Source organism: Sporanaerobium hydrogeniformans (assembly GCF_002735925.1).
GTDB lineage: Bacteria > Bacillota > Clostridia > Lachnospirales > Cellulosilyticaceae > Sporanaerobium > Sporanaerobium hydrogeniformans.
Genome location: NZ_PEDL01000005.1, coordinates 58,699 through 74,016, shown reverse-complemented (window position 1 = coordinate 74,016; position 15,318 = coordinate 58,699). Strand labels below are relative to the sequence as shown.

The 15,318-nt window shown below is 34.7% G+C and carries 13 protein-coding genes and 1 other RNA gene; all 14 read right to left on the bottom strand.

The window, feature by feature from the left end; genetic code table 11:
* Positions 1-44: 44 nt before the first annotated feature.
* The gene (locus CS063_RS07010; protein ID WP_099448984.1) at positions 45-1,058 is read right to left on the bottom strand and encodes a LacI family DNA-binding transcriptional regulator; all 1,014 of its coding nucleotides are present in this window, start codon (positions 1,056-1,058) and stop codon (positions 45-47) included.
* A gap of 68 nt (positions 1,059-1,126) precedes the next feature.
* Positions 1,127-2,536, bottom strand: coding sequence for a C4-dicarboxylate transporter DcuC (gene dcuC / locus CS063_RS07005; RefSeq protein ID WP_099448983.1), 1,410 nt, complete (start codon positions 2,534-2,536; stop codon positions 1,127-1,129).
* Positions 2,537-2,607: 71 nt separating this feature from the next.
* On the bottom strand, positions 2,608-3,528 hold the full coding sequence (rihC, locus tag CS063_RS07000; protein WP_099448982.1) for a ribonucleoside hydrolase RihC: 921 nt from the start codon (positions 3,526-3,528) through the stop codon (positions 2,608-2,610).
* Entirely contained in the window at positions 3,521-4,447 is a 927-nt protein-coding gene (gene rbsK, locus CS063_RS06995) for a ribokinase (protein ID WP_099448981.1), read from the bottom strand. The genes rihC and rbsK overlap by 8 nt, the downstream gene beginning before the upstream one ends.
* Before the next feature lie 86 nt (positions 4,448-4,533).
* Complete coding sequence (locus CS063_RS06990) at positions 4,534-4,950, bottom strand: GNAT family N-acetyltransferase (RefSeq protein WP_099449086.1); 417 nt, start codon at positions 4,948-4,950, stop codon at positions 4,534-4,536.
* A gap of 128 nt (positions 4,951-5,078) precedes the next feature.
* Positions 5,079-6,434, bottom strand: a complete 1,356-nt coding sequence (gene dcuC, locus CS063_RS06985; protein WP_099448980.1) for a C4-dicarboxylate transporter DcuC — start codon at positions 6,432-6,434, stop codon at positions 5,079-5,081.
* Positions 6,435-6,839: 405 nt separating this feature from the next.
* A complete protein-coding gene (locus tag CS063_RS06980) occupies positions 6,840-7,295 on the bottom strand; it encodes a ribonuclease H family protein (RefSeq protein ID WP_099448979.1) in 456 nt (151 codons plus the stop codon).
* 166 nt (positions 7,296-7,461) lie between these two features.
* An RNA gene (rnpB, locus tag CS063_RS06975) (RNase P RNA component class A) lies at positions 7,462-7,809 on the bottom strand.
* Positions 7,810-7,849: 40 nt separating this feature from the next.
* Positions 7,850-9,511, bottom strand: a complete 1,662-nt coding sequence (locus CS063_RS06970; RefSeq protein ID WP_099448978.1) for a nucleoside kinase — start codon at positions 9,509-9,511, stop codon at positions 7,850-7,852.
* Positions 9,512-9,530: 19 nt separating this feature from the next.
* Positions 9,531-10,634: a Nif3-like dinuclear metal center hexameric protein gene (locus CS063_RS06965; RefSeq protein ID WP_099448977.1), complete on the bottom strand. Its 1,104-nt coding sequence runs from the start codon at positions 10,632-10,634 to the stop codon at positions 9,531-9,533.
* A complete protein-coding gene (locus CS063_RS06960) occupies positions 10,622-11,317 on the bottom strand; it encodes a tRNA (adenine(22)-N(1))-methyltransferase (RefSeq protein ID WP_099448976.1) in 696 nt (231 codons plus the stop codon). Before CS063_RS06960 ends, CS063_RS06965 begins: the two co-directional genes overlap by 13 nt.
* Before the next feature lie 43 nt (positions 11,318-11,360).
* Positions 11,361-12,440: an RNA polymerase sigma factor RpoD gene (gene rpoD / locus CS063_RS06955; protein ID WP_099449085.1), complete on the bottom strand. Its 1,080-nt coding sequence runs from the start codon at positions 12,438-12,440 to the stop codon at positions 11,361-11,363.
* A 39-nt stretch (positions 12,441-12,479) separates the two neighbouring features.
* Positions 12,480-14,237, bottom strand: coding sequence for a DNA primase (dnaG, locus tag CS063_RS06950; protein WP_099448975.1), 1,758 nt, complete (start codon positions 14,235-14,237; stop codon positions 12,480-12,482).
* Between the two features lie 53 nt (positions 14,238-14,290).
* On the bottom strand, positions 14,291-15,298 hold the full coding sequence (locus tag CS063_RS06945; RefSeq protein ID WP_099448974.1) for a deoxyguanosinetriphosphate triphosphohydrolase: 1,008 nt from the start codon (positions 15,296-15,298) through the stop codon (positions 14,291-14,293).
* Between the last annotated feature and the right edge of the window lie 20 nt (positions 15,299-15,318).

Here is a 15,318-nt window from a genome sequence, read left to right as displayed (position 1 = left end):
AACGAGCTGATTCGTTTTCTATACTCCCTTATATATATAAATTCTTAATTTATCTTTTTCACACTTTCATTTATAAGTAATTGAGGATATAAGCAAATAACTTCTGGATTCGTATTTTTATTACTAATATTTTTAAATAATAATTGACATGCGTTTTTTGCTAACTCACCTAAATCTTGATCTATTGTTGTAATTTTAGGGGATACTACAAAATTATGTAGCGTATTATCATAGCTAATAATAGAATAATCATTAGGAACTTTTTTGCCACATTCACTTAAATATTTCAAAAAACCAAGTGTCATCATATCGTTGCAAATAAATACAGCGGTTAAATCACTATTCACAATCTCCTTACCTGCATGATACCCACCAATAACTTTATATTGCCCATCATAAATATATTTTTCATTCACAGGCAAACCGAATTGTTTCATGGCCTCTTTATAGCCTGTAACACGTGAATAAGTAACAGATTTGGAAACTGCATAACCTATACACCCAATTTTTGTATGTCCATTTTTTATTAGCATCTCTATTGCTTGTAAAGAACCATTTATATTATCAATATACACTTTATTGCACTCTATATTATCTAAATATCGATCTACCATTACATAAGGAATAGGAAGTGAACTTAAATACTTTCTAATTTTTTCATAATCCTGCTCATTCCCATTACTGGGTGTATAAAGAATACCATCTACACCCCTAGAAACAAGTAAATGTAATAATTCAATATCTTCCTTTGGATTTTCATCAGAGATTACAATCATTATAGCATACCCTTTTCTACGACAATATTCTTCTATTTTCTTAGACAAGGATGAAAAGAATATGTTTTCTATATCTGGAATAATTAAGCCAATTACATTTGATTTTTTTGTCACTAAACTTCTCGCTTGTTGATTAACTGTATAATTGTATTTTCTTGCAACCTCTATTATCCTTTTCTTTGTTTCTTCAGCAATTCTACAATCCTTTTGGTTTAGTACCAAAGAAACTGCTGCTACACTCACTCCTGCTTCTCGTGCAATATCTTTAATTGTAACCTTCATTTGTGCAACCTCCAAATTTAAAACCCTTTACAATATATATTAACACGCAAATACAAGAAAAGTCTATTCTATAAAAATAAGATCATGGATAAAACAAACATAAATAGAATACCAGTAATCATTGGCACTGAAGTCCGTTTAACAAGATCTAGAGGACTAATCTTAACAGTACCTGCAACAATCATAATAACTGCTGCTACAGGAGATACTGCCCTTATAATATTTCCTGCTAATGCCATAGGTATTGTTATCGCTAAAGCATTTATATTTGCCGCCATAGCTAATGGCATCATTAAAGGAACTAAGGCATAGAATAATGCCGTTCCACTTCCACTTAACAACACAATTAATAGTGTTAAACAAACTAGAATTAGTGGTAGTATAAATCCTGAACCTTGAATCTCAAACATGGTAGTTTGTAATGATGAAATTAACCCAATAGATTTAAGACCTGAAACATAAACTGTGGCTGCCACTAATAGAGCAACAGTTGCCATTGAAGTACCCATGCCTTTAAAAAAGAAATCCGTCTTACTAAGTGCTGAAACTATACTCTTTTTATGGATTGCTTCACAGATAATAGCAACTACAAAAGAAACTACCACTGCAAGTTCGACACTAATATTTACTGTGACATCTCTAAAGGCATCTAGTAAATAGATAGCTATTAATAGTAAAATAGGAAATATGGGTAAGAGAGTGTATATTATACGAAAAAATATACCTCCCTTTATTTCTTTTACTGCATCTACTACAATCTCATCTTTATTAAGCTTTCTCGTCCTTTTATCCATATACTTTTGCCAGAAGAAATGTACTACTGCCATAACAATTAAGGTAGGTACAGATACAGCAGCATGATACTTTAAGACATAATCAGACACTGTTAGTCCAGAAAATGCAGCATATTTAGCAAGCTCACTAGCAATAGCTACATTATCTCCTCCTAAAGGAGTAGGCATCACTGTTGCTGTTGTGGCAATCACAGCAGCTGTAGTAAGGGGCGTCATTCCTACTTGACGAAGTACTGGATATAACGTAGCTAATAAAATAATAGCTAGATTCGATGCACTTGGTATAACTAGCGAAAGCAAATTGCCTATTAAGAATACAGCAGGAACTAAAATATAAACTGATTTTATCTTTTTTATGGGTTTTGTCAGAGTATTAACAGTAACCTCATTGGCGTTGATTGCTGACATATACGAAGTATATCCACCTAAAATCATAATAATAAACCCAGCTGAATTAAATGAGGCTTTAAATTCATTAATTACTATTAATAAGGGATCTAAAACTGTTAATCCTGAAGATTTAAAATTATCACCACCAATGGTATTTCCCATGAATACTGCAATATACATTAATACAACACCCATTGCAAATAAAGTAATCTTTAAATCCATTTTTTTTATCAACATAACTATGACAGCAATAACTGATAAGAATGCAATACTATACATTATAAAGTTATTCATATGAAATGACCTCCTTCCTACTGTGGTATATCAAGCTTGATGGTTGCTTAACATATTATTCGTAAATGTATTTAAATACATTTACGAATAGATTCTTTAAACCATTCGCGGAATTTTTCCTGATTTATATCTATACAGACTTTAGCATTATGTGGTTGTTTCAAATAACCTTTTAGGTCAACTAATGTACAGCCTGCTGTCATAGAACCAGCAAGTTCCACATCAACATAGGTTTCTACGATTTCATATATTTGAGGGGCAAGCAAATAAGCTAAAGCTGTACTATCATATATTTTCAAGCCTGTATTAAAGCTTCCACCACGATATTTCTTAAACAGACAATATGCCATTTCTCCTGTTTTATTCATCGTTCTAATGGCCTCACTATCCTCTGGAAAAACCAATGCCTTAAAACCGACATCTAAACCTACCATGGCTATTTCTAGCCCGCTATGGAAAAGAATATAGGCTGCCTCAGGATCAACGCCTACATTATATTCTGACATAACTCCCATGTTGCCACGGCTTGCACTTCCCCCCATCATAACAACTTCTTTTATGTTTTTCTTTACTTCTGGATAAATTTTAAGCAAAAGTGCAATATTGGTTAATGGCCCAATTGCCACAATAGTGATGGCCTCTTTGCTTTCCATTATAACTCTACGCATAGCATTTACTGCATTTTCTTCAATAGGTATTTGAGTTGGCGGCTCAAAATCATAGCCTTCCATACCACTTTTTCCATGTACAGAGCTAGCATCTTCGTAAGATCTGATAAGAGGCCTATCTGCACCTACTGCAACAGGAACATTTTCTTTCTGAAAAAACTTTAATAAACGTAACGCATTGTAGGTTGTTTTATCAATTCCTACATTACCAGCTACGGTAGTAATTAACTTCACATCTAGTTCATTGGAATATAATGCAATTGCAATAGCTAAGGCATCATCTATACCAGGATCTGTATCAATAATAATAGGTCTTTTATTCATAATTTCTATCCTCCTTATAATATGCTTTTACTTCATCGAAATAAGGTATTGAAACTTGGGCACCCTTCTTAGTGACAGTTAAAGCTGCCACATCTGAGGCAAATTTTAATCCTTCTATAAAATCTTTATCCTTTATTAAATAACGACACAAAGCACCAATATAAGAATCTCCTGCTGCTGTTGTATCAACTACTTTTACCTTCCTTGATGCAATATACTCCAAACTACCTGTATAATTGGTTATACTTCCCTCCGTACCAAGGGTAACAATTACATGTACTCCCTTATCACTAAATGCCTTTAATACACTTTCATAAGTACTTTGTTCATGAGGATAAATACCTGTCAATAATTCACATTCACTTTGATTAACAATAACCAAATCTAAATATTGATAGAACTCCTCCTCAATTTCTCTTGCAGGTGCAGGATTTAGAATGGTATATAGACCTAATTCTTTAGCATATTTAATTGCTTTTTTTACAATTTCAAAATCATTCTCTAGTTGTGTTAAGAAAATATCACCTTTATTAGCTATCTTTTTTAATTTATCTTTTATCGTTTTTATATCTAAAGTATGATTAGCTCCGTTACTTAATATAATTCTATTATCATTATTACATCTTGTAATCACAGCTACTCCAGATGAAATATCCTTTGAAATTTCAATATTTGAAACATTTACTCCATAACTTCTTAAATCATCTATTAATTGTCTTCCAAAGGCATCATTTCCTACTTTTGCAATCATTTCTACTTCTGTCCCAAGCTTGGCTGCTGATACTGCCTGATTCCCTCCCTTACCTCCTGAGTTCATAAGGAATTCATAGCCATTAATGGTTTCACCACTTTTGGGTAAATAATCACTTTGAATTGAAATATCCATATTCAGACTGCCTAATACGATTAATTTTTTCATTATCAGGTACACCTCTTTCCTTCCAAAAACCTTCACCTCTATAGATGTTCTAAAACTATCCAAATAACTCTTAACCTTTTAATCGGTCATGTATTATAAAATTTCACCATACCGGGTCCAAGTTCGGCTGTAGGTCTTTCAATAAATCCAAACTTTTTATAAAAATTAGTAAGTCCAGGTGTTGACATAAGTCCAATATAGGCTCCTTCGCATGCTACTGTTGAAATATATTGCTGTATCCTGTCCATCAGCATAGAGCCGATATTTTGTTTTTGATATTCAGGAATAACCACCACATCTTTTATAAAAAAGACAATCTTTCCATCACCAACGATTCTTGATATTCCTATAGGCTTACCTTCATCATAGATAACTACTGTATAGAGAGAATTTTTTAGCGCAACTTTTACATCCTCATACGGATAATATTTAAAATTTACTTGTTTTCTAACAGCTATATATATTTCTGGTGTTAATGCATTGTCAACAATCTCTATTTTCATCCTACCACCTATATCATTTAATATTCCTTTATTGATATCCATCAAGTAGATCTTATTATTTTTTCTCCTATCTATGGCCACCTCTTTTACTATAAAAATGAACGCTAATAAGCGCTCATTTTTATACTTTAAAATAACAATACAAAAGATAGTACCAAACAGCTTATAATTCCAATTAGTATAGGTATACTTGTCCTTTTTACTAACTGAACTGGTGTAGCTCCAGTTGAAGATGCAACAATAACAATTACAGCCGCTACAGGTGAGATAGAGCGTACAAGGTTAGCAATCATCTGCATAGGCAAACCAATCATGGCTGGTGATACACCCGCTGCAGCTGCCACACTAGGAATTAAACCAACAGTTGCATAAAATACGGATAGGCCATTACCACTAATCAAACCAATAATAAAGGTAATACCACTAAACGCTAACATCATGATAATCCCTGCACCTTCTAAACCTTTAGCAGAATTCATCAACATATCAACAATCCCTAAAGCTTTTAAACCATTTACAAAAACAGTTGCTGCAACCATTATAGATACTACAGAAGCTAAACCTGTTCCCATACCTTTAAAGAACTCCTGAACATCTTGAGTAACATTAACAATATTTCGTGTTCTTAAAGCCTCACAGATAATGGTAACAATCAAACTGATAAAGGTAATAGTTACTAGTCCAACCTTTAATGAAGGAAATCCTAAATTAATAACTATTACTAAAACCAAAGGTAAAACAGGTAATAATGCATAGAAAGTGGGAGGAAGATTTTCACGTAAACCCTTTAACTCTGTCTTAAAAGCTATACCCTTTGTTTCATCTTTTTTATCACAATATTTTTGCCAAAAATAATGGGCAATAGCCATAAGAAGCAGAGAAGGAATAGAAATAGCAGCATGTTTGCCAACATAGTCAAGTATAGTCATACCAAACGTTTCAGCTGCGATTACATTGTCAGCTCCAAGGGGAGTCGGCATAATAGTAGCAGTAGTAGCTATAATACCTGCTGCTGTTAGTGGACTCATCCCCACCCTTGTAAGAATAGGAAATAGTGTAGCCATCAATAATACACCTAAACTTGAAGCACTTGGAACTACTAATGATAGTAGGTTTCCTAATATAAAAATAATCGGTACTAAAACATATTTGGATTTAACTTTTCCTAAAGGTTTTAACATAACTTGAACAGTTTTATCATTTGCACCTATATAAGTCATATAAGTTGAATATCCCATTAAGGACATCAGTGTTAAACCAATATTCCCTAACTGGCTCAGAAATGCTGTTTCGATATTTTTAAAAATATCCAGTAGGGCAAGCCCTGTAGTGGTTTCATTATCTAGAACAGGATGTCCTAAAATAACGGCTACCGCTAATAAAAGAATGCCGCAAAATAGTAACGCAATTGTGGTATTGTATTTTTTTACAATTAGCACTGACAGTAATATTATTGCTACAATTGAAATAATAACTTCTATCATATCTTTTCTCCTTTTCTTATAAATATACTGAGTTGTTGATAAAACGTTTAACCTTCTTCAAATATAAAATATCACATTTTTTATTCCTAAGTCAATAAAATTGTTAAAACGTTTAACCACTTTGTTTAAATTTACTTATTCTCTTTATTCTTTTTGTTTATTTTATACAAATAATTTTATCCTATTCCATATGCTTTTTATTTTTTATGCTAAGTAGCTATCACTAAAACAACTCTCTTTAATTATTACCAAAAACTTGTTAATGTATTAGATATTTTAGTAAAAGTCATAGCTAGGATATTAAAATTTTATGATGCTGAGTTTCCCCCATAAAAAAAAGAGGTAACAACTCCTGTTACCTCTTTTGTCTTCCTCTATTTCCTTCTCATTTATCTATTTAAAAACCTATCCTTCTAGTTCATCCATTGCCTCATTTACAAGAGCATCTACACGAATATTTCCTGCTACATCGGCATGCCCCTTCACCTTAATAAATTGAATATCTGTACATTGTGTGACTAAAGCATCCATCATTAACCAAAGGTCTTTATTTTCTACAGGTTCTTTTTTAGAGTTGATCCAACCCTTTTTTTTCCAGTTGTGAATCCATGAGGTAATCCCCTGGATACAATATGCAGAGTCACTGTGTACACGAATAGGTAAACTTTTATTTTTAATAGCTTTTAAAGCTTCAATAATAGCTGTCATCTCCATTTGATTATTTGTTGCACCACGAATAGCTCCCTTATCTTCTTTATAGTGAGAACCATAACTTAATGTATACGCCCAAGCCGATGCACAATCCTTACTTCCATTTCCACGAGCACCACCATCTGTATAAACAATAATTTCTCTTTCCACTCTGTTCAGCTCCTATTTTTATATTCCTCACTTGTTTCCTTTACAGTATAGTCCAAATAGATTTAAAATCCCATACCTTCTTTGATTTTTATAGTTTGTTATTTAAATCAAAAAGTCAACAGTACACTAAAAGGTGTAATCTGTTGACTCTCTATACTTTATCAGGTTGTTAACCAAGTCTATACGCCGGGTTCTGTATCAAACAGTCATCTATCTACGCCAAGAGTTACCTCAAATGGCTCTAGCGACCTACCCAAAGACTAGCGAGCAACTATATGTCTTTTGTACGGTCTTGCTCCAGGTGGGGTTTACAGGGCTCCCTTAGTCACCTAAGGGACGGTGAGCTCTTACCTCGCCTTTCCATCCTTACCTATCAAAGTAGGCGGTTTATTTCTGTTGCACTATCCTTAAAGTTGCCTCCACTGGGTGTTATCCAGCACCTTGCTCTATGGAGCCCGGACGTTCCTCAAGCACCCTCTTTCGAGTTGGTACGTGCGACTGTCTGACTTACTTAACAACTTTTCAATAATAGCATAACCTTACATTATTGTCAATTAGGAATGTAAGGAGCTACCACCAATAAATTCACGAATAATAGATGTTGTTGGGATACAGGTTGTATCCATTCCCAAGAAATATTCTAAAAACTTTAGCATTCGTTTTGCCTCAGGATAATAAGGAGATTGGCGATCCACTCCAAAAAGTAAGGCTTCAGCTTTTTGCTTTAAAACAGCTAATTCATAAATTAATACGGTATTAAACATCACGTCTGCTTCTTCTTGATAAGGAAAAATATTTTTGTTTTCACCTCTTCTTACAGAAGCCCATAACTCAATAGTACGCTCAGGTGATATGCCACGGTATTCATTATCTCGAATCATACGACGGATAAGCCTAGTATCTGTTGTAGGAATGCGATTATGATGATCAATATTTAGCTGTGTGAGACAACTAACATACACTTTGAATTTATTCTCTTTAGGTACTGCATAGCTTAATTTTTCATTTAAACCATGAATTCCTTCAATTACAAGTATATCTTCTGCCTCTAGCTGTACACGATGCCCCTTATATTGCCTTTGTCCTGTTACAAAGTTAAAGCTAGGAATCTCTACTTCTTCACCCTGGATAAGGCGATTCATGTGTTCATTAAATAATGCAATGTCGATGGCTTCTAAAGCTTCAAAATCATACGCTCCACTTTCATCACGTGGCGTAAATTCCCTGTTAACAAAATAATCATCAATAGATATGACATGTGGCTTTACTCCATTAACACGTAGTTGGATACAAAGCCGCTGAGCAAAAGTTGTTTTTCCTGAGGAAGAAGGACCTGCGATAAGAACTAACTTTACCTTTTCTTTAGCTACAATTTTATCTGCAATTTGAGCGATTTTTTTCTCATGAAGAGCCTCTGAAATGCGAATCAAATCCTCTGCTTGCCCCTGAGAAATGACACGGTTAAGAGAAGCTACTATATCAACCCCCATAATCTTTGCCCACTGTTCAGACTCCCTAAACACTTCCGAAAGCTTGGGTTGAGGTATGAAATCAGCAAGAACAGAAGGATCACTTTCTTTAGGAAACTGTAAGATAAAACCATGTGCATACGGTATGAGTTTAAAGAGTGTAATCCACCTTGTATTGGTCAGCATATAGCCATAGAAATAATTTTTAAATCCATCTAGATCATATACATTAATGGTTGACGTTCTACGGTACTTAAAAAGTTCTTTTTTATCAAACATTTTTTCTTTTTCAAAAAGTTTTAAGGCTTCATCAGTGGAAAAAGTATATTTTGAAATAGGTAATGCTTCTCCTACCATCTGCTTCATTTCATCTTCAATCTGTGCAATAAAAGCTTCATTAGACATGGTAGCATCTTCAAATTCACAAAAATAACCTCCTGTAATATGATGATTAATATAGATATTACAAGTTGGTTTTAAACGTTTAGCTGCCACAATCATAAGGAAAGTCGCACTGCGTTGATATACTCGCATGCCATCTTTTTGACTTAAGTCTACAAATTCTAAGTCCTGTATGTCTTCTTTTATAACTTGGCAGAGTTCCTTAAAACCTGTAGGCGTTTTGGCTAGCATGATGGGATAGGGGTATTCTTTTTGAACTGTCTCTGCTATTTCATAAAGTGAAACAGGTTTTTCATAACTTAAAATGCGCCCATCCTTAAGTGTTACCTTGATTGTTTGTATCATCTTATTTCCCCCTTTTTAGTTAGAGTATATGCAAGGTTTCTGCATGCACTTTTGAAATCACAACCTCTAAATTTTCAAATGTCTCCGAAAGCTTTTGTCCTAGATAAGCCATAGCACCATTCTCAGAGGCATAGTGCCCTACGTCTAATACACATAATCCAAGGCTTTTAGCCTCTTGTGCTTCATGAAATTTCATATCCCCTGTAATATATAAGTCTGCCACTTGAGCTGCTCGTGTTAAAAAACTCGCTCCACTTCCTGAGCAAATAGCAACGCGCTGAATGGGTTTTTCAAAGGTGAGTTGAGTGCTGCGCAATTGTTTAATATTGAAAACATATTTTACTTTTTCTAAAAAGGCTTCAAAGGTAACTGGCCTTTCTAACTCACCATAACGTCCTAAACCATAGACTTCTTCAAGATGTTGCATCTTATACACATCAAAAGCAACTTCTTCGTAAGGATGTACTTCACGAACCACTGCTAAAAGCGCTTGAAGGTCACTCGCCCTACATAACCACTCAATCTTCTTTTCAGCTACCTTCTCCAACTGCTGCTGCTTGCCTATGTATGGATGGCTTCCCTCGAGTGGCTTAAAAGTTCCCTCTCCTTGACTTGTAAATGTACAACCAGTATACATACCTAGCTTATATGGATTATGGGTAATAATTGCCTCACGCACCTTTTCATAGTGTGTTTCTGGTACATATACTATCCCCTTGTAAAGGCTATCACGACCTGTTATCTGTAGAACTTGACAATTTTTTAGACCTAGCTGTGTACATAAGAAATCATTTAGACCAGAGGGAGCGCTATCGAAATTCGTATGCATACTATAAACACTTATAGAATGTGAGAGCAGTTGAGCAATGAGCATCCCTTTTTTAGTATCTAAATCTACACACTTAATCTCTGAAAAGAAAAAGGGATGGTGTGTAATGATACATTGCACCCTACTCTTTATAGCTTCTTCCACAACTTCTTCATTCACATCAAGTGCACATAATACCTTTTGAACAGACTGTCTACGACTTCCTAGCATGAGTCCTACATTATCCCATTTTTCAGCCAATTTCAAAGGAGCCAGTTGCTCCAAATAAGTCATTATATCCTTTAAAATATACATGCCATTACCTCTTTATGCATTAATTTTTCTTTTTTTAAAGCTTCTTTGCGTTTTAAGCTAGTAGGCGTCTCTACCCCTTCTAATTGCGCTTCAATAGCTTCCAACCGTTTTTGTTTTAAAAGGAGCCACTCTTTAAAAATAGGATCTCTCTTTTCAATAAGACATTTGCCATAAGTATACTCATATTCTTTTGTATAACACTCTTTACCTGGTTGTGCCACAAGAATAGTATAATATTTCCCTTCATCCTCTACAAAGCATTCATTACTTATACAGAAACCTATGGTGTGTAAAAAACGGCGTACTACAGGCACATCTTGCTGAGGTTGTAAAATAAGCTGCGAGCTCTTCTTAACTAAGGGAAGTGCTGCTTTAAGAATATCACAAATCAAATAGCCACCCATACCTGAAATCATAAGAACATCCGTTTCCCCTTCTCGGATAGGCTCAAGCCCTCTACCTAATCGTACATCAATATCCTTTAAACCAAAACGTGCAATTTGCCTTTTGGCATTAGCAACTGGCCCCTTATTAATATCTGTTGCAATACAACTCTTCACAATATGATTTTGAATTAAATAAATAGGAATATAGCCATGGTCTGTTCCCACATCCACCACACGGCTTCCAGCAGGTACACAATCTGCAATAGCTTGTAATCTTTTGGATAATTGTACTTCCATATTCTATCCTCTCTATCAAAAAGAGAAGTTGACAAGTCAACTTCTACTCTAAGTAATCTTTTAATTTTTTACTACGACTTGGGTGACGTAATTTACGGAGTGCTTTAGCTTCAATTTGGCGAATACGCTCACGTGTTACATTAAACTCCTTGCCGACTTCTTCTAAAGTTCTTGCTCTACCATCATCTAATCCAAAACGTAAGCGAAGAACTTTTTGTTCTCTTTCTGTTAAGGTATCTAAAACTTCTATAAGCTGCTCTTTAAGAAGTGTAAAGGCTGCTGCTTCTGCTGGTACAGGAATATCCTCATCAGGAATAAAATCTCCTAAGTGACTATCTTCTTCTTCTCCAATGGGTGTTTCTAACGAAACAGGCTCTTGAGAAATTTTCATAATTTCACGTACCTTAGCTACACTCATTTCCATTTCTTTAGCAATTTCTTCTGGCTGTGGGTCACGACCTAACTCTTGAAGAAGTTGACGTGAAACACGCATTAACTTATTGATGGTTTCTACCATATGCACAGGAATACGGATGGTACGCGCTTGGTCTGCTATAGCACGAGTGATTGCCTGCCTAATCCACCAAGTCGCATAGGTACTAAACTTAAAACCTTTTGTATAGTCAAATTTTTCAACAGCTTTGATAAGCCCCAAATTCCCTTCTTGTATAAGGTCAAGAAAAAGCATCCCTCGTCCCACATAACGTTTAGCAATACTAACAACAAGTCTTAAATTTGCTTCTGCTAATTTTTTCTTAGCTTCTTGGTCACCTTCTTGCATACGTTCTGCTAAACGAATCTCTTCGTCTGCTGATAACAGAGGTACTTTGCCGATTTCTTTAAGGTACATACGTACAGGGTCATCAATACTGATACCATCTGGTAGATTGGTAATATCAATATCCTCTTCCTCTACTTCTAACTCAACTTCTGTGATATTACCTATTATATCAATATTTTGAGATTCTAAATATTCATAAATCTGTTCAATCTTAGTGGGGTCCAAATCCATATCTGCGAAAACATCATTGATATCGTCTTGTTCAAGTACCCCCTTTTTTTCTTTTGCAATAGTCATTAATTGGTCAAGCTTCGTCTTAAACGCTAGCTTCTGTTCTGCCATATCTTTCACGATTATCCATCCTTTCTCCTGTCTACTATTCTAACCATTTCTAAAATCAATATACAATTTGTCAAGGTCGTTTTTTTGTAATAGTAGATTCTGTATCTCGGTTACATCTTTTGCTGTTCTGCTTTTTTTCTCAATATAACTTTTCTTAATTCTTTTTATATTTTCTAGCACCATTTTTTCTAGAACACTCTGATCCTCATAACGCTCATCATAGTTCATTAAAACATATGAAATAATAGTTTGGTCTTGAGCTTCTGGATAGGTAGCTGCAAAATAATCCATATCCAAGGGTTTCTGTTCCACAAGTACTTCATTAATAACTCTAGCTAAATCCTGTAATAAAGGCGTTTCAAACATCTCCCATGTCACATAATCTCCTATTTGCTTTCCAATATGTGGATAATGATAAATAGTTGCTAAAAAGTTTACTTCTGCACTTAACACTGGCTTTTTAACAGGTACAGATGCTTTGGCATTATAGCCTCTAGGAAGGAGCTGCTTGCGCTTATAATGTTGAACAATCTCTGCTTTTAAAACATTGAGGTCAATCCCATATTGTTCACTTATTTCCTCTGCATAAAGCGTTTGCTCAATACTACTTTCTAAATCACTTAGCTTGTAAGCAACTTCTTGTAAAAACTTCACCTTTTGTTCTGTTACCTTTAAATCATATTGAAGTTCTAAACGTGAAATCTCAAACCATACATCTGTCGTTGCCTCCTCCAATAAACGTTTTAGACTTTCTCTACCATGAGTTTTTAAGTATTCATCAGGATCTTTCCCTTCCTTAAGCTGTAGTACCCTTACCTTGAGCCCTTCATTTCGCAAAATAGGAATAGCACGCTGAACAGCCTTAATACCCGCACTATCACTGTCATAGAGAATAACCACTTCCTTTGTATAACGCTTTAAAAGCTTTGCATGAAGTGGCGTAAAAGCCGTACCTAATGAAGCTACTGTCTGAGTAAATCCAGCTTGATGCATAGCTATAACATCCATATAGCCTTCTACTAAAATAAAATAGGTACTGGCACTACTTCTTGCTAAATGTAAACCATATAATGTGTTACTTTTATTAAACAAAAGATTTTCAGGTGAATTTAAATACTTAGGTAAACTATTATCTAATACACGGGCCCCAAAGGCAATTACTTTTTTACTTGTATCAAAAATTGGAAAAATTACACGTCCCATAAAACGATCTGCTATAACTTGTGACTGCTTACCTACTACAAATAATCCAGACTCCATAAGAAGTTCTTTAGAATAGCCCTTTTGTTCTAAATATTTATATAATCCATTATACGTAGCTGGAGAATAACCAATACCAAATTGTTTAATTGTATCTAAATTCAGACCACGTTCTGTTAAATAATGAAGTACCTCTTTATGAGTAGCATCTCTTAGCATGTAATAAAAATATTTACCTGCTTCCTTTAAAACTTCTAGAAGTTTTTGACGATGATGTGTACGTTCCACTTCCTCTGGTGAAAGATAATCTTCTTCTAGAGATATATTTTCACGTTCTGCTAAATATTTAAGTGCTTCTACAAAGTTCATATTCTCTTTTTGCATCAAAAAAGTTAGTATATTGCCACCTGCTCCGCATCCAAAACAATAATAAAGTTGCTTATCCTCACTGACAGAAAAAGAAGGTGTTTTTTCCGTATGAAAGGGACATAAACCTGTGTAATTATTTCCTTTTTTTGTAAGACTCGTATGTTCGGAGATAATAGATACAATATCACTGCGTTGTCTAATCTCTTCAATCACATGTTGGGGATACATCTACTCTCCTTCTTTCTATCTAATCTTATGTTTAAAGAAACCTTATTCTATTCTTAGTAAATATTCCAAGATGCAGGAAAAAACAAATCACAAAAACAATGAATCGCATAACGATCTGTCATCCCTGCAATATAATCACAAACAAGTTGTTCCTTTGTTTCTCCATACTCTAATTTTTGATAAATATGAGGTGGCAATGCCTCTAGTTTATGGATATAGTAAGCATAAAGCTGACGAATTACTTGCTCTGCCTTTCCTTCCTGCTCTTTAGCAGAAGAACCAATGTAGACCTTATCAAATAAAAACTGACGCATACCATAAAAAGCTGTCTGCATAGATTGACTCATTTTTATCATGGATTTTCCATTACTCTCATTAATAAGATCCATAATGATACGATTAATCCGAATACTAGATGTCTCCCCCAATACTTGACGATACTTTAGGGGTAAATCGTCTTGTGTCAATACCTTCCCTCTAATTGCATCATCAATATCATGATTAATGTAAGCTATTTTATCAGCAATTTGAACAATACATCCCTCTAAAGTCTGAGGATGTCCACTGGTGGGATGATTAACTATACCATCCCGCACTTCATAGGTCAAATTAAGTCCTTTTCCTTCATTTTCTAGTTTCTCAACTACACGCAAACTATGTTTATTATGTGAAAAACGTCTTTCTGTTAATTCTGATAAAACTCTCTCACCTGTATGTCCAAAGGGCGTATGTCCTAAGTCATGTCCTAAGGCAATAGCTTCTGTTAAATCTTCATTCAGCCTTAGAGCTCTTGCAAGTGTTCGTGCAATCTGCGCTACTTCTAGCGTATGTGTTAACCGCGTTCTATAATGATCTCCTTCTGGTGAAATAAAAACTTGTGTCTTATGAGCCATCCTTCGAAAAGCTTTTGAATGTAAGATACGATCACGATCACGTTGAAAGGCTGTTCGAACTTCACATTCCTCTTCTAAACGCTCTCGCCCTTTAGATTGACTCACTCGCATAGCATAAGGACTTAAATACTCTTTTTCAAATGCCTCTTGCCTTCTTCGATGGCACATTTTTATCACCTCACATACTA